This window comes from Algoriphagus sp. UBA3586 (assembly GCF_002376385.1).
Lineage (GTDB): Bacteria > Bacteroidota > Bacteroidia > Cytophagales > Cyclobacteriaceae > Algoriphagus > Algoriphagus ornithinivorans.
The window spans coordinates 119,840-139,021 of record NZ_DFMT01000045.1 but is presented as its reverse complement, the minus strand read 5'-3'; the positions used below and the strand labels follow the sequence as shown (position 1 = coordinate 139,021).

The 19,182-nt window shown below is 40.0% G+C and carries 18 protein-coding genes; 12 read left to right on the top strand and 6 right to left on the bottom strand.

The window, feature by feature from the left end:
• Window positions 1-50: 50 nt before the first annotated feature.
• Complete coding sequence (locus B2906_RS16240) at window positions 51-1,700, bottom strand: hypothetical protein (protein ID WP_286941737.1); 1,650 nt, start codon at window positions 1,698-1,700, stop codon at window positions 51-53.
• Window positions 1,701-1,921: 221 nt separating this feature from the next.
• Here B2906_RS16240 and B2906_RS16235 point away from each other — a divergent pair, with 221 nt between their 5' ends.
• The 12 genes from B2906_RS16235 (at window position 1,922) to B2906_RS16180 (ending at window position 12,069) form a co-directional block, all read left to right on the top strand.
• Complete coding sequence (locus tag B2906_RS16235) at window positions 1,922-2,599, top strand: OmpA family protein (RefSeq protein WP_219956815.1); 678 nt, start codon at window positions 1,922-1,924, stop codon at window positions 2,597-2,599.
• 184 nt (window positions 2,600-2,783) lie between these two features.
• The gene (locus B2906_RS16230; RefSeq protein WP_026956569.1) at window positions 2,784-3,029 is read left to right on the top strand and encodes a type B 50S ribosomal protein L31; all 246 of its coding nucleotides are present in this window, start codon (window positions 2,784-2,786) and stop codon (window positions 3,027-3,029) included.
• 69 nt (window positions 3,030-3,098) lie between these two features.
• Window positions 3,099-4,295, top strand: a complete 1,197-nt coding sequence (locus B2906_RS16225) for a GlmU family protein (protein WP_219956814.1) — start codon at window positions 3,099-3,101, stop codon at window positions 4,293-4,295.
• Window positions 4,296-4,305: 10 nt separating this feature from the next.
• Window positions 4,306-5,448, top strand: a complete 1,143-nt coding sequence (locus tag B2906_RS16220) for an ATP-binding protein (protein ID WP_219956813.1) — start codon at window positions 4,306-4,308, stop codon at window positions 5,446-5,448.
• 1 nt (window position 5,449) lies between these two features.
• Window positions 5,450-5,887 carry an ATP-dependent zinc protease gene (locus B2906_RS16215; RefSeq protein ID WP_219956812.1) on the top strand — a complete coding sequence of 146 codons (438 nt, stop codon included), beginning with the start codon at window positions 5,450-5,452 and terminating at the stop codon, window positions 5,885-5,887.
• Window positions 5,888-5,889: 2 nt separating this feature from the next.
• Entirely contained in the window at window positions 5,890-6,801 is a 912-nt protein-coding gene (rimK, locus tag B2906_RS16210; protein ID WP_091648646.1) for a 30S ribosomal protein S6--L-glutamate ligase, read from the top strand.
• Window positions 6,798-7,733 (top strand): hydroxymethylbilane synthase, encoded by a 936-nt coding sequence (gene hemC, locus B2906_RS16205; protein ID WP_219956811.1) that lies wholly within the window; start codon window positions 6,798-6,800, stop codon window positions 7,731-7,733. The genes rimK and hemC overlap by 4 nt, the downstream gene beginning before the upstream one ends.
• The gene (locus B2906_RS16200; RefSeq protein ID WP_219956810.1) at window positions 7,730-8,575 is read left to right on the top strand and encodes a peptidylprolyl isomerase; all 846 of its coding nucleotides are present in this window, start codon (window positions 7,730-7,732) and stop codon (window positions 8,573-8,575) included. The genes hemC and B2906_RS16200 overlap by 4 nt, the downstream gene beginning before the upstream one ends.
• Window positions 8,565-9,482, top strand: coding sequence for an SDR family oxidoreductase (locus B2906_RS16195; protein WP_219956809.1), 918 nt, complete (start codon window positions 8,565-8,567; stop codon window positions 9,480-9,482). Before B2906_RS16200 ends, B2906_RS16195 begins: the two co-directional genes overlap by 11 nt.
• Before the next feature lie 40 nt (window positions 9,483-9,522).
• Entirely contained in the window at window positions 9,523-10,908 is a 1,386-nt protein-coding gene (locus B2906_RS16190) for a sodium-dependent transporter (protein WP_091648659.1), read from the top strand.
• Between the two features lie 116 nt (window positions 10,909-11,024).
• The gene (locus tag B2906_RS16185; RefSeq protein WP_091648662.1) at window positions 11,025-11,396 is read left to right on the top strand and encodes a response regulator; all 372 of its coding nucleotides are present in this window, start codon (window positions 11,025-11,027) and stop codon (window positions 11,394-11,396) included.
• A 76-nt stretch (window positions 11,397-11,472) separates the two neighbouring features.
• Window positions 11,473-12,069: a porin family protein gene (locus tag B2906_RS16180; protein WP_219956808.1), complete on the top strand. Its 597-nt coding sequence runs from the start codon at window positions 11,473-11,475 to the stop codon at window positions 12,067-12,069.
• 52 nt (window positions 12,070-12,121) lie between these two features.
• On the opposite strand, the gene B2906_RS16175 is transcribed toward B2906_RS16180, so the two are convergent.
• The 5 genes from B2906_RS16175 to B2906_RS16155 form a co-directional block, all read right to left on the bottom strand.
• A complete protein-coding gene (locus B2906_RS16175; protein ID WP_219956807.1) occupies window positions 12,122-14,623 on the bottom strand; it encodes a WD40/YVTN/BNR-like repeat-containing protein in 2,502 nt (833 codons plus the stop codon).
• Window positions 14,624-14,715: 92 nt separating this feature from the next.
• A complete protein-coding gene (locus B2906_RS16170; protein WP_219956806.1) occupies window positions 14,716-15,882 on the bottom strand; it encodes a DUF4221 family protein in 1,167 nt (388 codons plus the stop codon).
• Entirely contained in the window at window positions 15,879-17,009 is a 1,131-nt protein-coding gene (locus B2906_RS16165; protein ID WP_286941728.1) for a hypothetical protein, read from the bottom strand. The genes B2906_RS16170 and B2906_RS16165 overlap by 4 nt, the downstream gene beginning before the upstream one ends.
• Before the next feature lie 326 nt (window positions 17,010-17,335).
• Complete coding sequence (locus B2906_RS16160) at window positions 17,336-18,403, bottom strand: DUF6340 family protein (RefSeq protein WP_219956804.1); 1,068 nt, start codon at window positions 18,401-18,403, stop codon at window positions 17,336-17,338.
• A 70-nt stretch (window positions 18,404-18,473) separates the two neighbouring features.
• Window positions 18,474-19,181: a gluconate 2-dehydrogenase subunit 3 family protein gene (locus B2906_RS16155; RefSeq protein ID WP_219956803.1), complete on the bottom strand. Its 708-nt coding sequence runs from the start codon at window positions 19,179-19,181 to the stop codon at window positions 18,474-18,476.
• Window position 19,182: the final 1 nt, after the last annotated feature.

The following is a 19,182-nucleotide window of genomic DNA, read 5'->3' as shown; positions in this document are numbered from 1 at the left end:
CAGGTTTATTCGGTAATCCAGGCGGCAAGTTACGCAAAATTGAATTCCGCCTAGAAATTGAAATCAGGACGGATAAAGTTCCATCGAATTCCCAATTGCAAAAACTGGCTGTTTTCAGGAGCATTTAAGTCTTGAGCTGTTCTTCTTCTGAAAGTATGAGATGCATCAATGAAGAAATTATGTTTCAGCATATAGCTCGCCACTAGGTTAGATTGGACAACAGTATTTTCTATTCCCTGTCCTGTAGTATTTCCGAAAAGGCCGGTAGGACTACCATTTAATCTGTTTTTCAAGACATCACCACCCCAATTGGTATTCTGATCAGGATCGTCTCCATAAAGTTGATACATTCCCAATAGGCTGATATTCAATTTTGGAATTGGTTGGAATCGGACTATTCCCAAAAACTCCTTGAAATTGGCACCCAAAGGATGGGTTAGGGGAGTTCTCCAGTTGGAGAAGGATTGATAGTCAAACTTTTCCTGAAAAGTATAAGGTCTAGCAGAATTGAATTCTAGCTGCATATCCAGGTTAGAAATCTCGAAGGCATTGATAAATTTATATCCGGCTTGAACTCCGTATTTGTTTCTTTTAGATCCTTTGCCATCGATGCCAAAAAACTCATTAAACACGAACTCATCCAAGGCAAATTGCCCATACAATTGCATGCCTGGATAAAAATTCCACTTACCATCCATTCCCAGCATGACTTTGTCCGGAGTTCCCAATTGCTGCTCCACCCAACGGAAGAATACAATAGGGTTAAAATAATTAAAGTTGACTTTGTCTGTCATGACTGATTCAAAGAATCCTAGGTTCAATTTTTTGCCCACATTGAATCCCAGTCGGTGCATAGAAAAGTATTTCTGCGGATAGCGCCCGTCAGTTGGTCTTCCTCTGTTGTATAGAACGTCCGCAGTCATTTGGGTCCATAGGTTTGTCACCTGAAACTTCCAGACTTTGGTGTTCAATTTGACAAACATGTAGGGATTGGAAAAGTCGGAAAGTAAAAAGGAGCGGTAACCTTCTCCTACAAAATTTCTGTCATGCCCAACCTGCGCTTGAATACTTTTGGTCAAATGGAAATTGACATGTCCTCTCGCTGAAAAATAGCTATATCCATCAGCATTGTACTCTTTCCAGAATCCTTCTCCGGGAACAGCACCGTTATATGCTGCGTAATTTTTAACCCAAGAAGGAAAGAAAACCTCCGAAGTAGTCATGTAGGTGAAAAAGCTGACTTTTTTGTCAATAGCACCCCTGACGACAATCCCTCTGCTCAACTGTGCAGGGTTTTGATCATTTTCGCTTTCCATACCTCCTGAAATATAAAGGACAGGGCTCAGATGTATGTCAAAATCATCACTGTAATAATGGGCGAAGTCTCCTGGTCTTCTATAGATCTTTTTGAGAAAAGGATTTTTGGATTCTGGGGTTTCCTGATTGACAAACTCCCAATTGTCTTGTGCCAAATATGCTAAGTTAAACCTATCAGAAGAACTCTGAATTATTGGATCGTTCACCAAGCTATCCAAGTATTTTGCTACAATATCCCTTCTGTAGGGTTTGAATCCAGTTTGAAAAAAGGGGTTGTTTTGTCCCTGTAAAATTTCGTAGCGCTCTATGCGGTGATAATAATCTCTTTCGTAAGGAATATAGCTTCCTTGTGCAAGGGTTGATGTGTGAGATGTTAGCAACATTAAAAAAAACAGGTTGCTCCAAGCAAGGTAATGACAGGTAAGTTTTTGCATCATTTAAAACTAGGAAAGAATTGAAAATTCGAAATAAATATCCACAAAAAGATATAGTGTTGTCGATAATTTCATCTGAAACAGGGTTTCAAAAATATAATCAGCGAACCGGATGATCAGATAGCTACTTGGAATGGGAATTGCCCATATGCCTATAAATAAATTTCCATATGAAAACTTCAAATCAAATTTTAATTGGCCTTGCATTGGGAGGAATTTTACTGGGGACTCCCTCTTGTAAAACTAGTAATGCTGTCAAGGGAGCTGCAATAGGCGGTACAACTGGAGGGGTTTTGGGCGGAATTATTGCGGGTAAAAAAAATACCGCAACAGGTATTATTATTGGCTCGGCAATAGGAGGAACTGCTGGCGCTATCATTGGAAGGCAAATGGATAAGCAGGCAGAAGAGTTGAGAAGAGACCTCAAGGGTGCTAAGGTGGAAAGGGTTGGAGAAGGAATAAAAATCACTTTTGATTCAGGTTTATTGTTTGGTTTTGACCAATCAGCCTTGACTCCAGCTTCTAAATCAAACCTTCAGGATTTAGCTAAAACCCTGAATAAGTACCCAGATACAAACATTCTGATTGAGGGACATACAGATAATGTTGGGGAAGATGGCTACAATTTGACCCTATCTAAGCAACGGGCACAATCAGTGGACGCATTTTTGACAAACCTTGGGGTAAGTTCTCAAAGAATTACAAATAAAGGTTTAGGAGAAAATTATCCTGTAGCCTCCAATGATACTCCATCTGGAAGAGCCCAGAATAGAAGAGTCGAGGTGGCTATTTATGCCAATAAAAAAATGAAAAGGATGGCTAGACGAGGGCAATTAGGTAAACTTTGAAAGTTCAGAGTAGTCTGAATAGGAATGAAAGATTCTGGAGCTTTAAAACTCCTTGTAAATAATCCTTGCTGAGAAAACATTCAGGCAATGAGCTTCAATATTTTCCATAAAGATTTGGTGAGTTTTACGAAAAAGAATAACTTTGTGCCTCATTTGAAAAAGCTACTCCAAAAATACTAGTAATATGAAAGCTGATATTCATCCAAACTACAGAGACGTTGTGTTTTATGACACTTCTTCTGAGTTTAAATTCTTAACTAAATCAACTATCGAAACAGACGAAACTATCGTTTGGGAAGATGGTAAAGAATATCCTGTGTACAAGATCGAAGTGAGCTCTGAGTCTCACCCATTCTACACTGGTAAGAAAATGTTGCTCGATACAGCTGGTCGAGTGGAGAAATTCAACAGAAGATACGCAAAGAAGTAATTCTTATTTGCTTACAGCTAAAAAGTCTTCCGGAGCATGGATTCCGGGAGACTTTTTTATTTTTGCCCCATGGAAAATATACTTTTGTTTGATGACCCCTCCATCAGAGGTTCCTTGCTGCCATTTGCCTTTACAAGACCCATCGCTGACTTTCGGGTTGGCATTTTGAAAATATCTGAAAAATGGGAAAAGCGCAGTGGTAAATCTGTTTCTTTTCTGACTCAAGACTATTTGCAAAAGAAATTTCCCAGAGCAGAGGGGCATTTGTTGGGTATAAACGGTGCTTGGCTTCCGGATGAAAAATCAATTGAGGCTATTAAAAGCTTAAAGGATGATGAGTCTTTATTTTTTGGAAAAATACTTCTGGCGAGTAAAATCCAGCCAGGTGAATCCAATCTTAGTTACGCAGCTGAAAAGAAAGTAATCCAAATTCAAGGCGAGCCTACTTTGATCCAAAAGACTTGGAATATTTTCCAATATAATGGATCGGAGATCAAGAAAGACTTTGAGCTATTGACCAAGGGAAGGAAATCAAAAGAACTTACAGATCCTTTCACAAAAGTTTACAATCCTGAGCAGGTATTCATTGAAGAAGGGGCAATTATCAAAGCTGCAGTTTTGAATGCTGAAGGCGGGCCAATCTACATCGGTAAAAATACAGAGATCCAGGAAGGTTCTTTAATTCGGGGGCCATTTGCACTTTGTGATCATTCAACGGTAAATATGGGGGCCAAACTTAGGGGAGATACTACGGTAGGACCTCATAGTAAAGTTGGTGGAGAAATTTCCAACTCAGTCATTTTTGGCTATTCAAACAAAGGTCATGAAGGCTTTTTGGGCAATTCTGTGTTAGGGGAATGGTGCAATATGGGGGCTGATACCAATACTTCCAATCTGAAAAATAACTATGCACCGGTTAAGCTTTGGGATTATACCCGAGGAGGATTTGCAAATACGGGTCTTCAATTTTGTGGATTGATGATGGGAGACCATTCCAAATGTGGAATCAATACCATGTTTAATACGGGAACGGTAGTCGGTGTAGGGGCAAATATTTTTGGAGATGGATTTCCGAGAAACTTTATTCCTTCTTTTGCTTGGGGTGGAGCTGCAGGATTATCTACCTTTCAATTTCCTAAATTCGAAGAAACAGCCAAGGCAGTCATGGCCAGAAGAAAATTGGAGTGGACTGATACGGAAGCCGAGATCCTTCAAAAAGTTTTCGATTTGTCTAGAAACTATAGAATTTGGGAAAAGAACTCCTGATTAAGAAATCATGCAATTCGCCGATATTCCGGGACTTCCCGAAACCAAAGAACATCTGATCAATGCAGTCAAAAACAACCATTTGGCGCATGCACTTCTTTTTTACGGCCCCGAGGGTTCTGCCAATTTGACTATGCCTTTGGCATTGGCAACTTACTTATATTGCCAAAATCCAAGTGACTCAGACTCTTGCGGAACCTGCTCTTCCTGCCAGCGAATGGCTAAATTAGTCATGCCTGATTTGAACTTTGCCTTTCCGGTCATTTCTTCCAAAAAGGAAGAAAGCGGAGAAGAGGGGCAGGATAAAAAAGTGGATTACTTGGCTAATTGGCGGAAGTTTGTGCAAGAACAACCCTACGGCAATGTCCATGATTACATCTATTTCAATGGCTTTGAAAAGAAGCAACTGAATATTTCTGTAGGCGCAGCTCGACAGATCATCCAGACATTGTCGTTGGTTTCCTTTGAAGGTGGATACAAAATCATGATGATTTGGGGAGTGGAGTTTTTGAATCCACAAGCTGCGAATGCCTTGTTGAAAATTTTGGAAGAGCCTCAGCAGAAAACTATTTTCATGCTTATCACTACCCAGCCTGAGCAGCTTTTGACCACTATCCTTTCCAGAACTCAAAAAGTATCTATTAGAGCATTCAGGGATGAGGAAGTTCATCAATATCTAGTGAATTCCGGTCTATGTGATGATCAAACCGCCACTCAAATTTCCATGATTGCAGATGGAAATTTAAGAGAGGCTATGAGACTGGTCAATCAGGTGGAAGATCAGCAAGTTTCGTGGATCAGAAACTGGTTTAGAATGTGTCACAGTAAAAACTTCAAGGAGGTTTTCGCAATAGCTGATATATTTCACAAATTTGATAAGGAGGCTCAAAAATCCATTATTCAGGCTGGAATGAATGTTTTGAGAGAGATTCTGCTCAAAAATGCTGCAGTAGATTCACTTTTAAGGACTAAAGGTGAGGATAGGGATTTTATCGAAAAGATCAGTGGCAAGGTACTTCAGGAAGAGCATATACCAGGATTATACGAGCACTTCAATAATGCCTATTATCATTTAGAAAGAAATGGCAATGCTAAATTGATTTTTACTGATCTTTCTATGGAGATTGTGCTGCTAATGGCTAAAATAGACTAAGATGGAAAAGAAAATCATTGGCAGGAAAGAGAAAATATCATTGCCAGACTTGGGTTTAAAGCTAGTCTGGGCAAAAGTGGACACCGGGGCTTATACCAGTTCGGTTCATGCTGAAAATATTCGATTAGAAAACAGAGAAGGAAAAGAAGTACTGGTATTTGAAGCATTACTTCCTGGCCACAAAAAATTCACAGGAAAGGAAGTGGTTGTCGAAAATTTCCGTGAAAAGAAAGTGAAAAACTCTTTTGGTCATGCTGAAACCCGGTTTCTAATTATTACAAAAATGATTTTGGCAGGTGAAACCTTTGATGCTGAAGTGACACTTACCGATAGGTCCAGTATGAAAAACGCTATTTTACTGGGAAGAAAAATACTCCGAAACCGATTCTTGGTGGACGTGTCAGGCATGAATCTCGCAAAAGCCTACCGAAAAAAATAATTATGAAAATCGCAATCCTATCAAGGAACCCTAATTTATACTCTACCAAAAGGCTTTATCAGGCTATTCAAGCTGCTGGGCATGAAGCTATGATTGTCAATCACAGTATCTGTGATTTGATTATTGAGCAGGAAGGTCCCTCTATCATTTACAAGGGAGAAAAACTCACCGGCGTGGATGCTATCATCCCTCGAGTGGGAGCTTCTGTGACTTTTTATGGCACTGCAGTAGTTCGTCAATTTGAACTGATGGGTGCATTTTCGGCTGTCAATTCACAGGCAATTGTACGAAGTAGAGATAAACTGAGAAGCTTACAAATTCTTTCGAAAGCAGGCTTGGGCATGCCTAAAACAGCATTTACCAACTTTTCTAAAGGTGGAGAAAAGCAGTTGATAGAACATGTCGGTGGAGCTCCTCTGATCATCAAACTACTGGAAGGAACCCAGGGTCTAGGGGTAGTTTTGGCAGAAACCAAAAAAGCCGGACAATCAGTAATAGAAGCATTTCATGGTCTGAGAGCAAGAATCATTGTTCAGGAATTTATTAAAGAAGCCAAAGGAGCAGATATTCGGGCCTTTGTAGTCAATGGAAAGGTGGTAGGAGCAATGAAAAGGCAAGGGGCAGAAGGAGAGTTTAGATCCAATTTGCACCGGGGAGGAAAAGCTACCGTCATTAAACTGAGCAGAGCTGAAAAGCAGGCAGCATTGGGAGCGGCCAAAGCCTTAGGCCTTGACGTGGCTGGGGTCGATATGCTTCAGTCTGCCAGAGGCCCTTTGATCTTGGAAGTCAACAGTTCTCCTGGTTTGGAAGGAATTGAAAAGGCGACTGGGCTTGATATAGCAGCTGAGATTATCAAGTTTATAGAAGAAAGAGTAAACAAAAAGAATAGCCCAAAGAGGGTCAACGATCAATGAGAAAGATTAAAATCGGAACCAGAGGCAGCAAATTGGCATTGTGGCAGGCTTATCATGTAGAGGATTTGCTGAAAAAATCCGGATTGGAGTCTGAAATAGTGATTATCGATACCAAAGGGGATCAAATTTTAGATGTCTCCATTTCCAAAATTGGCAGTAAAGGAGTTTTTACCCAAGAATTGGAAGATCAACTATTGGATGGCCGAATCGATATAGCTGTGCACTCTGCGAAAGATATGCAGTCCAATCTTCCTGAAGGGTTTGAAATCATTGCTTTTACCGAAAGAGAAAAAGAAAACGATGTGCTGCTTTCTCACAAAAAAGGTATCAATTTGAAAGACGTATCTCAGCCTTTGGTTTTGGGTACTTCTTCCACCAGGAGAGTAGCGACATTAAAGCATTTTTATCCTCATGTGAAAACGGTTGAGGTAAGAGGTAATCTTCAAACCCGAATTCGAAAAATGGAGGAAGGTCTTTGCGATGCCTTATTACTTGCTTTTGCCGGGGTACATAGAATGGGTTACGACGATCAGATAGTTGAAGAGCTATCATTGGAGGAGTTTACGCCGGCAGTTGGGCAGGGTTCTGTAGCCATAGAAGTAGCTACTATTTTGGATTCTGAAATCAAAAATCAACTTATTCAAGCATGTAACCATCAAGAAACCTCACTCAAATTGAGGGCAGAACGTGCATATTTAAGGGTGTTGGAAGGAGGTTGTAGTATTCCGGTTTTTGCTTTGGCCCAGACAGAGCAAGATCGATTGGTTTTAAAGGGAGGGATTGTTAGTCTGGATGGAGCAGAGAGAATTACATTGGAAGTAAAAGGTAGTCTTGAAAATCCGGAGTCGATTGGCCAAGAACTCGCCGAAAAAGTATTTGCTGCCGGAGGCAAGAGAATCTTAGATCAAATCAAATCAACATTGAATTCATGATTAAGTATTGTGCTTTTTGGGGCATTTTAGCCCTAGGTCTTTTGATGTCTTGTGCAGGGCAGAAAGAACAAATTGTCAGAATTGACACCCGCCATGGGGAAATTGTTGCCATCTTATTTGATGATACACCTGCCCATAAAAATAATTTTCTGGACTTGGCCGAGTCAGGCAGATTTGATTCCACCGAGTTTCATAGAGTTTTGCCGGACTTTATGATTCAAGGAGGAGATGTTTTTACCAAAGAAGAAATGCCCGCCGAGGAGTGGCCTACTTTACCGGCAGAGATCTTACCCCATCATTTTCATAAAAAAGGGATGATTGCTGCGGCAAGGCAAGGCAATAATATCAATCCACAAAAGCGGTCAAGTGGTTCTCAGTTTTACATTGTTTTAGGCAAAGTCTACACACAAGACGAGCTCATTACAGACATGGCTAAATTGCAAGCTGCTTTTATGCAATATGTCCAGCTACAGAGTCAGGACAATCTTAGACAGGAATATACACGACTCTATGAGTTACAGGAGTTTGATTCATTGACTAATCTGATGATTTCCAAACGAAAAGAAATCGAACAGTCCTTGAATATGAAGCTTACCAAAGATATGTCTCCTGAAAGAATTGAAGCTTACACCACGGTAGGAGGGACTCCTCATTTGGATGATGAATACACTGTTTTTGGCGAGGTTATTTCAGGGATAGATGTAGCGGAAAAGATTGCTCAAGAACAGCGAGGAGCAAGGGATAAGCCTTTGAATCCGGTCTATTTGAAAATGTCAGTAGAGCCAATGTCTAAAGAAAAAATCACCAAAGAATTCGGCTATCAATTTCCCAATGGCAACTAAAAAGAAAATCCTAATCACAGGTGCTAATGGTCTTTTGGGCCAAAAGTTGGTAAATCAACTGGTTGAAGAGCAACAATTTCAAGTCATTGCTACTGGAAGAGGACCTTGCAGGTTACCCGGGGGAGGTTTTGAATACTTTCAATTGGATCTTGAAATTCAAGAGGAGGTGGCGAAAGTGCTATCAGAAACCCAGCCTGATGTAATTATTCATGGCGCGGCAATGACACAGGTGGACCAGTGTGAATTGAATCAGGAGGCTTGCTACAGGGCCAACGTGTTGGCTACCAAGTACTTGATAGATGAAGCTGAGAAACTGAAAGCCCATTTTATTTTTGTTTCCACTGATTTTATTTTTTCAGGTGAAGAGGGCCCACTTTCTGAGGAAGCGGCTCCTGCTCCTATAAATTATTACGGCGAGACCAAGCTAGAAGGTGAGCGACTAGTACAGGCAATGAAAAGTAAATGGGCAATTGCCAGAACGGTTTTGGTATTTGGTTTAGGACACGATATGAGCCGAAGCAATATCATTCTTTGGGTGAAAGAAAGCTTAGAGGCGGGGAAAGAGATTCAGGTAGTGGACGATCAATTCAGAACTCCTACTTTGGCAGAAGATCTTGCAGCGGGATGTATTCTTATTGCCAATCAGGGTGCAGATGGCATATTTAATATTTCCGGCCCTGACTTTTTAACTCCCTACCAGATGGCAGTTGAGACAGCTGAGTATTTCAAGCTAGATCAGAGTTTGATCAAGCGTACAGACTCAACACAATTTACTCAACCCGCAAAAAGGCCTTTGAAAACAGGCTTTAAAATTGAAAAAGCCCAAAAAGAGCTGGGATTTGAGCCCAAAAGTTTCCGAACGGCAATTGGTATTTTAGCAAAACAAATTATCTTAGCCCGCTCTTGAAAAGCAGTTTATACCCTTTAATTTAACTTTAGCATAATCTATGGCAGTAAGCGCAAATACCGAAGGCAGGGGCCAATGGGGATCTAGTCTCGGTTTTATCATGGCCGCAGCAGGCTCGGCAGTAGGCTTGGGAAATATTTGGAGATTTCCATATTTAACCGGTCAAAATGGAGGTGGTGCATTCGTTTTTGTTTACATCATCTGCGTCTTATTCATCGGAATACCTCTTTTATTTAATGAAATTGCTTTAGGAAGACGTTCCGGTAAAAATCCTATCGGAGCTATTCGTGATACAGGCGGAAATAAGTTCTGGCAACTAGCAGGTGTACTCTGCGTATTGGTCTGCTTTTTTGTGTTCAGTTATTATTCAGTGATCGCCGGCTGGACAGTTGGATATATTTTCACTGAAATTATCAATCTGCCAGTAGATTTTGAGGTGTTTGTTCAGACACCTATGTATGTCATTCCATTGACCTTCTTATTTATATTATTGACAATCCTTATCGTATTGGGAGGTGTCTCTGGAGGTATTGAAAAGGCAGCTAAATTTTTGATGCCGGTATTATTTATCATCATCATTTTTATTGCTGGTAGATCTGTGACTTTAGAAGGGGCAGAAGCAGGTATTCAGTATTACTTGAATCCAGATTTTTCTAAAATCAATGGAACAGTAATTCTGCAGGCCCTTGGTCAGGCTTTCTTCTCTATGTCAGTGGGATGGGGCTTGATGATCACATTCGGCTCATATTTGCCAAAAGAATCCAATATCATCCAATCTTCAGGTTGGATCGCAGGTATGGATACCATGGTCGCTCTATTGGGTGGTTTGATGGTTTTCCCTGCCTTGTTTGCTTTGTTGCCTGGAAAAGATCCAGCGGCAGGTCCTGCATTGGTGTTCGACGTATTGCCAAAAGTATTTGATGCCATGCCAGGCGGTAACATCATTGGCTCTTTGTTCTTCCTATTGCTTATGGTTGCGGCTTTGACCTCTACCATATCCATGTTGGAAGTGCCTGTAGCCTATTTGATTGATGATAGAAAGTGGAATCGTAAGAAAGCAACTTGGATTGTTGGTATTGCAGCGATGATCATGTCTGTTCCGTCTGCTTTGTCATCCATTGAAGGAAACTTCTTTAATACGATTAATTTCAATTTCCTCAGCAATCCTATCCAAGGTTTCTTTGGAGCTATGGACTTCATCTTCGGAACATTTGCGGTGGTTATAATTTGTTTGATGCTTTCACTTTATACCGGGTGGGGCCAGAAAATTGCAGACTATGCTGATGAATTGGCAAGCGGGGCTCCTGGTTTTAAAGGTATTTATAGAAAGGGCTGGATCTTCTTTATCAAATGGGTTTGTCCAGTTGTTATCATACTGCTTATCTTAAATATGATTGGTCTTTTTGGGGCACCTCAAGCTGCTTAACTGAATTATAATTGTAAATGAGGAGGCTATATGCCTCCTTTTTTTTTGAAAATATTTTCATAGAATAACGATTTTATTAAGTATTTGTGTATCTTATGTCAACAAAATTGTATTTCATGAGAGTACTAGTTGTCGACGATGATAATTTACATCTATTGATTCTTCGAAAAATCTTCGAAAAGTCTCAGGATACAGTGGTTGTAGCTCATAATGGTATAGAAGCTATAGAGGAGTTGAGGAAGGATCCTAATTTTAATGTGATACTGACAGATATCATGATGCCTGAAATGGATGGGCTTGAGTTACTGGGTAGGATAAAAGGTGATTTGAAAACCCAAAGTATTCCAGTGATAGGCTTTACGGCAGGAGATGTAGAATATTACAGAAGAAAATCTTTAATCCCATTTGATATTTTGGTTCCGAAGCCTATGGATTTCTGGGATTTACATCAATTAGCCAAGAAAAAGGCTGTCAGCAATTTGAATTGATTTTTTGAGATTTATCCTGCCAGGGAAATCTTTTTTGAAAATTGTCGTTTAAGGAATTAAACCAATTTTCACTACCATGAAAAAAATTTCAGCTCTTTTCACACTCTTTCTTATTTGTGCTATTCCAGCATTTTCTCAAAACTTTGGCCTTGGTATTAAGGCCGGTTTAAGTAGCACTGAAGTCGATTTTAAATCAGAAGAATTTATTCCTTCAGATTCCCAACTAGGTTATCACGTAGGTTTATTTGCAAGGTTTGGTGGGGCAGGATTTTTTGTGCAGCCAGAGTTTCTATTTACCCAAACCAGTGGTGAATTCATTTTCAGATCAAATCCACAGGCTCAGGGGGAAAAATTTGAAGCAAACTTTAACCGCTTGGATATTCCCGTTATGCTGGGCTTTAGGGTTCTGAAAGTATTACGCGTTCAGGCTGGGCCCATTGCAAGTTTGAACATTGATTCAAACTTAAAAGACTCTGCTGGAACGGTCAGAGATGCAGACTTTAATAGTGCTACTCTAGGCTACCAGGCAGGCTTAGGGGTGGATATTGGCAACTTGTCCATCGATGGAAAGTACGAAGGCGGATTGAGTAAATTCACCGACAATATTTCGAGTTTTCAAACTGACAACAGAATCAATCAATGGGTTCTTTCTGTTGGGTTCAGATTGTTTTAAATAGAAAAGGGCTGCAAAATAAATTGCAGCCCTCTCTTTTTTTAGCTTATACTTAATCCATTATTTTTTGATCTGGTTTAGCCAATTTATGGATAGGCTCCAGTTCAACGATGTATACGCTTCTACCATGGGTACCGATGACAAGATCATTTTCTCTTTCTTGAATAACCATATCATAGATCGCTACATTTGGAATTTCACCTTGGAATAGATTCCAATTATTTCCTCCGTCCATGGTAACATATAAGCCATGGTCGGTGCCCAAATACAGGATATTAGGGTTGGTATGATCTTCAACTATGATATTACTGGATTCTTCCGGCATATTTCCTTTGATAGAAACCCAGGTTTTTCCATAATCAGTGCTTTTGAATACATATGTATTGAACTCGTCAAATCTATATCCATTCAAGGTGATGTAGACTAAGCCCTCTTGATGTTTGGAAGGGGCTATGGAACTTACCCATCTGTCTTGAGGTAATCCTGCATTCAAAGATGACCAATTGCCTCCATTGTTGCGGGTGATCCAGACATTGCCGTCGTCAGAACCGGCATATAGAGTTCCAAACTCAAATGGAGACTCTTCAACTACTGTCAAGGTTGCAAATGGTACATTTCCACTTTTCTTGTTTTTAGTTAGGTCCGGTGAAATGGTAGTCCAAGTACTCCCTTGATCCAAGCTCTGATAAACATATTGCGAACCCATATAAATGATGTCCTGGTTATGATGGCTCAAACGAGCCGGAGTTCTCCAGTTCCATCTGTTTGGAGTATTTCCAATATCATGGCCCGGTGTGATTCTTTTTCTATCTCCAGAACTTTTGTCTATCCTGAAATAATTTCCAAATTGGAATCCCGTATAGACGATATTGTTATCTCTTGTATCCACGGCGACCACCATTCCGTCACCACCCATCAGAGATTCCCAAGGAGCTGAAGGGTCATTTTTTGAGCTTCCAAACCAGACTCCATTATCCTGCATACCTCCATAAACATTATATGGACGGGCATTATCTGTCATGATGGAATAAAATTGAGAAATAGGCATCTGCGTGTTGAGATGATCCCATCTCGCACCGCCACCATAACTCCTATATAAGCCTCCGTCATTTCCTAATAAGATATGTTTCCCATCTTTAGGATTAATCCACATGGACTGATGGTCTGAATGTGGTCTTCCTATGGAGTCTGTTCGGGAGAAGTTTTTGCCTCCGTCTCTAGATACCATCAAAGGCACACCTAATACGAACACCTCATTTTCATCCTGAGTATTTACCCGAATTTCTCCGAAATAATAACCGTAAGTATTGTACAGCCTTCTTAAATCTGATTCTGAAACTTTTGTCCAGGATTTACCTGCATCTGCAGATCTGTAAATTTCAGCGCCTTTGATTGGTGCATCAAATAATGCAGCGTTGGCATCATTGGAATCCCCATTGTAATTCGCTATTTGAGCCAAAGTGATTTTACCTGTTCGAAGCTGTCTTTTTACCTCTTCAGCCGTGTACTTACTGGCAAATTGATTTCTGCGTAAAAAAGAATTCAATCGCTTTTCTTCCAGACCCAAAGCTTCAGCCAGGTTCATTTGTTTGAAATCATCAAATTTCAAGGGATTTTCCTCTTCTTCTCTTCTTTGTCTAGGTTCCTCTTGGACCTGGTCAGATTTTGCCTGATTATCTAATAGCGCATAAACTACATCGGGATTGCTCTGTGCAAAATCAAACCCAATTCTTCCCACAAATTCATCTTGAGGAAAGCCAGCAACTGCCTTTTTCCAGGTGTTTCCTCCATCTTCAGATCTCCATATCGCAGAGCCTTTGCCTTGACCGACGAAGTCATGTGCTTGTCTGAATCGCTCCCAAGAAGCCGCTAATAATATATCAGGGTTAGAAGGATGAATTTTGATATCGATGATCCCTGTATTGTCATCTATGTATAATACTTTTTTCCAGCTCTTACCCCCATCAGTGGTTTTGAAAAGCCCTCGTTCCTTGTTTTTGGAATACAGACTTCCCATGGATCCCACCCATACAATATCAGGGTTAGTAGGGTGAATTTGAATCTGTCCTATATGCTGCGAATATGGAAGGCCCATGAATTCCCAGGTTTTTCCTGCATCTGTAGACTTGTAAATTCCTGCACCGGCATAAGTGGATCGGGAAGAATTATTTTCTCCAGTTCCTACCCATAAGATATTATTATTTGAAGGGGAAAGGGCCATATCTCCAATTCCCAAAGCTCCTTGATGGTCAAAAATAGGGGTGAAGGACTGTCCGTTATCCTCAGTTTTCCAAACTCCTCCTGAAGCGGCAGCTATATAGAATGTATTGGGGTTTTGCGCCACCTCGATATCTACAATTCTCCCTGACATGTTGGTAGGGCCGATATTTCGGGCTTTAAATGATTTCAATGGCGTAGAGCTAAACATCTGTTGATGTTTTTCCATAGACTCCTTGAATGCCTTTTCGCTGGTGGGTTTGATATCCTGAGCCTGCAGGCTGCTAAAGGTGAGGATTCCAGCAGCTAGAATCAGGTAAGTTGTGGTTTTTTTCATATGGTTTTCTCTGATTGAACAGGAATATAAGCATAAGCGGGCAAATCCGAATGGAAATGCCCGCAAGAGGAAAAGGTGGATGTTGAATGGTTTTATTTATTCACTAACCTAGTCTTGTAAATCACTGAGTAATCATTTTCAGCTTCAGAAAAATTCAAAGAAAACCAGATTTCTTCTCTAGAGTTGACTTTATTCAAGTTTCCAAGAATTTCAGGGATTTCAATGAGTTTGCTAATTGATTTCCCATCAAAAATCACCAAGCCTCCTTTGTTGAGTTTACCTGCTTCATCGAACATCTTATTAAAATCAGATCCAGCTTCTGAAATTATTTGATTTGCAGTTTCATCATCGAGGCCTGGTAGATAAGAAATCAAAAGTTCTTCCTGATTGAGGCTCAAGACGGAATTGATAGAACCTAGGAAAAAGTCCCTGGCATTGAAGCCTCCATTTGTTGGCTTTTTATCAGTATTTCTTCCTTGGAAATTTGGGATAGGGATGGGCTTTACCAATGGAGGATTTTCCAAGTTTTTGAGTGAGTAGCTGAAGATTTTCGCTTCATTACGGAAACTCAAATGAAGCGAATCTCCACTTACAGTAAAACTGCAATAAAAATCGAGGGCGCCGTACTCTTTGGTCTCGCTGTTAAACTTGGACTCTTGAGGAAAGGGGATGATTGCTTGATATTTTCCTGTATTCAAATCAACCATTTCCAATCTTTTTGATTTGAGCTGTAAATCGATTCCCTGTTGACCCAGATCGGAAAATCTACCGGGCATTTGAACAATTACTTGATTTCCCCAAACGTAATGAGATTGACTGGATGGAATCACCAAGCTGGATAATCCGGTGAATTCAGGTTTGAAGGAATCTGATCGTTTTCCATCCAGCGTGTAGGTTGTCAGTCCATTACTTCCAGGTACGAGGTATTTCTCATTATCCATAAATTTTGCTACTCCTAGACGATTACCCAAAATCTGATCAGGACCTTCTTGACTTAGGTTGTATTGGTGAAGAATGGTTCCTTTTTGATCCGTAACTAGGATATCCTCTGTGTTTTGATCAATTAATAAATAGCGATTTCCCGCAGGATTGATATCCATCAAAGTAAGATTTCCCAAATAATCCACAACTAAAGAGTCGTAGATTTCAAATTGCAATTCTTGCTCACTGAGGGGAGTGGTTGGTTTTTCGCTTTTCTCTTGACTACACCCAATCAAAAGAATAAAAGCAGATAGAAAAATCAGTAGTCGGTTTTTCATTTTCGCTTGAGTTGAAGTTTATAAAAGATTAGATAATCCTGCTCTTCGCCTAAGTATTCATCATGTCGTAGAGCATAAAAAGGCTTATTGAGTGACTCAATATTTAAGATAAAATCAATTGATGGAGGAAGAATTATCTCATTAGAAAGTCCACTTTCGGGATGATAGATTTTCAGAAATTGCTTTCTGAAATCTGGATACATGGGGTAGTTTTCTGGTTTTTTTAAGTCATACTGTTGAAAAATTTCTTCTGAAATTCCTCCATTGTAATACACTACTAAAGTATCTTCCATGGAATATAAACTTTCAATAGTAGCTTCATACATTGTATTGCCGGATACGTATCCAACTGGTTTCTTTTGTCCTTCAATGACATGAAATTCGCTCGGTTTAAATGGAATGCTTTCCAGCCATTTACCTTCCTCAGCCAAAGAGTAGCGATGTACTTGAGGGTCGTTGCCAAGAGCTAGATATAAATAATCACCGGAGATAGAAAACTGGATTGAAGGTGTATCAAAAAATAGGTCAGAATTAAACTTAGAGGTTGGCGCCAGCCGGATTAGAGAATCAGAGGTTTGTGAAGCTGGATCAAAGAGCTCTAAGAGTGAGTAATCTCTATAAAAGTGCTCGATATAAGGACTAATTCCATCCCTCCCAGGATACCAAAGAAGAATTTTATCCTTCCAGAAACCAATGTTTTTAGCATTTCTCCTTCCACCTCTGGACTCTGAAATAAATGGCATTTCATAGTTTTTTAAAAGGTTTAAATCCTTGTCAAAGTGGTGAATTACTTCCCTGTAAGTAGAGGCATATAATTCATCATTCTCAGATATTGCAGTACTTGAGAAAAAATAAACTGCAAAAGGACCTTGTTCAGGATAAGTTTTTTGGGAAATAATTTTTCCTAAAGTATCAAATTTCACCAAGCTATTAGTGCTGATGTCCTTAAGGTAGCCGTAACCATTTTTAAAATCAGCACTCCAAATTCTTCCCAAATAATCAACTTGAATCGAGTCTACAATTTCCAATTCCCATACATTAGACTCAGGAGTATTTTGTTCTATTTCAGTCTTACAGGCAAAAAGGCTGATTGAAAAAAGGCAGATGCCTAGAATATTATTCTTCATATTACAAAAAAGAAAGATGAACGCTAAAAATAGTCAAGGATGACCTAATTAAAAATTATTAGTTGTCTAATTATGAGGGTTATTATTATTTTGAAAATAATAAATCTGATTATCTGTAATCATGCCAGTTGCCTTATTTTCTTTGCTTGACAGGCTAGAAGACCGAAGACCGAAGCTTCAGGATTCTGATCCTTTTAGCAGACAATTAGCCGTATTTTTGTCAATACTGGTAAGAAAGCGGATATCCATAATAATAAATAATCAAAAAGTCTAGAAACTGTTAACGTGGAAGACTCTTCTAAAAAGGCTGAGTAAAGGTCTATCTTTTATTTACTCTCAACTCTCATTTGATTTTCCAAGAGTTCCTGATTTCGTATTTCAGCAGAAAGCATTTGGGCATAATTTCTACCCTTTTTTAAACCATATTGGGTGTATGCCTGAGATGCATAATCATGAGCCATGTGTAGGCTTCCTAATACTTCATAACCTACAGCAATATTATAAAGTAATTTTGCACTGGTCTTATAATCAGCTCCAACTATCCCTTCCTCCCATGTTTGGATGGCTTCTTCCCATTTTCCAACTTCTGCAAAGCGGTTTCCATTCTCCAGTGCTGGTTGAGTTTTGGACTTTCTGAAATAGTCTCGGCTAATACTAACAAACATCGGGGCGATTTTATAAGCATAACCGGAGCCGGCAAGCTCTCCAACTATCCTAGTGGCATCTGCTTTTGCAATCAGCATTGCGAGAGCTTGAGTTTTGGTCTCTGCTTCAGCAGTCCAAGTATTGGTTTTTTGAAATCGTTGCTGGTCAACAATCGTTTTGTTTTGAGGATCATACAGTCGAAATCCTGCTGAAACGTTAGCTACCCCTTCTAATCTCAATCCTTTGACTTCTACTGTTTGCGCATCTTTTCCTTCCCCAACTGTTTTTTTGATGATTGCTTCTTTTTCAGTGGTGATAAAATCAGAATTGAAATTTTCAAGAGCTAAAACGGCGTCAGCCTGATATTGCTCACATAGTCTTTCTATTGTAAACCAATCCAGAGGTTGGGGGAAAACCTGCCCAAACATTCCACCCGTGAGTCTTTGGTTAGCACGTTTGATTTGATAGCGCGGGCTTGTATTCAGCTGTTGCTGTAAAGTGGCCAAAGTAGCATCTATGCTGTTTCTTACTTCAAAGGGCATTTCTCCAGTAATCAGGCCTTCAATGACATTCACCATTTCATTTTGTGGCTTAGTTCTGTCCACAATAACAATGGTCTGAACAGATGAGGGTACATTGATAGGGGCTGGTGTCAATCTTGTGAGAGTTACGCTCTTGGAGCAACTCATTGAAACAATAGCGAGAGAAATCACTAAGAAAAAAGAGACTGGTTTGAAGCTTTTAAACATAGAGCTGGAATTTTCCGGAAAAATAGATCAAAAAAAATCCACAGAAAATAACCTGTGGATTTTATTGGGTTTAACCTATCAAATTGCCTTCATCATCCCACTGGGCGACTTTGGCTCTATCTTCAGGTTTAAGGTAGAGAGTGCTATATTTTTCCGGATTGGAAAGGCCATGCTTGTTCAGAACTTCTTCTGGTACTCCGTCCCATACATTTGGCTGGTTACCTTTGTAACCCATATATTTCCAGCCTGCCTCTGTGGTAAAATACCCAGTACAGGTAAGATTTCTCAATAGGTTAAACCATTTCACTCCTCCTTCATAGGCAGGATCTGCTTTATCAGGCCAAGCTACTAATTCTACAATTTCAAGAACCTGATCTTTAGATAGCTCATTAAAAGGTTTTCCGAATTTTTCATCCGCTTCAAAGTCCAGCCACATCAATCCACCTCTCATAGGCGTCTGATAGTTGGGTTGGTCGAGCATCATGAAATCCATAAAATCTGTCACTTTAAGCTCCGTCGCAGCAGGAGATTCATTGTCAGCTGGCATGATGATATCAATCAGCGTGTCAAGTTTTTTGCGCTCATCATTTGTGAAAAATTGATCAGCCAGTAATTTCGCATCCCTGATTTTTTCCTCTTCAGTTCTTCCTCCCGGAGTTCCTCCGGTCAATACAGGCTCATGAGCGATGCTGCTATCTTCAGGATCACAGCCTGTCATCAGCAAACCTGCCCCCAAAGATCCTGTAAAGAGTAATTTTAGGTTTTCTCTTCTGTTCATG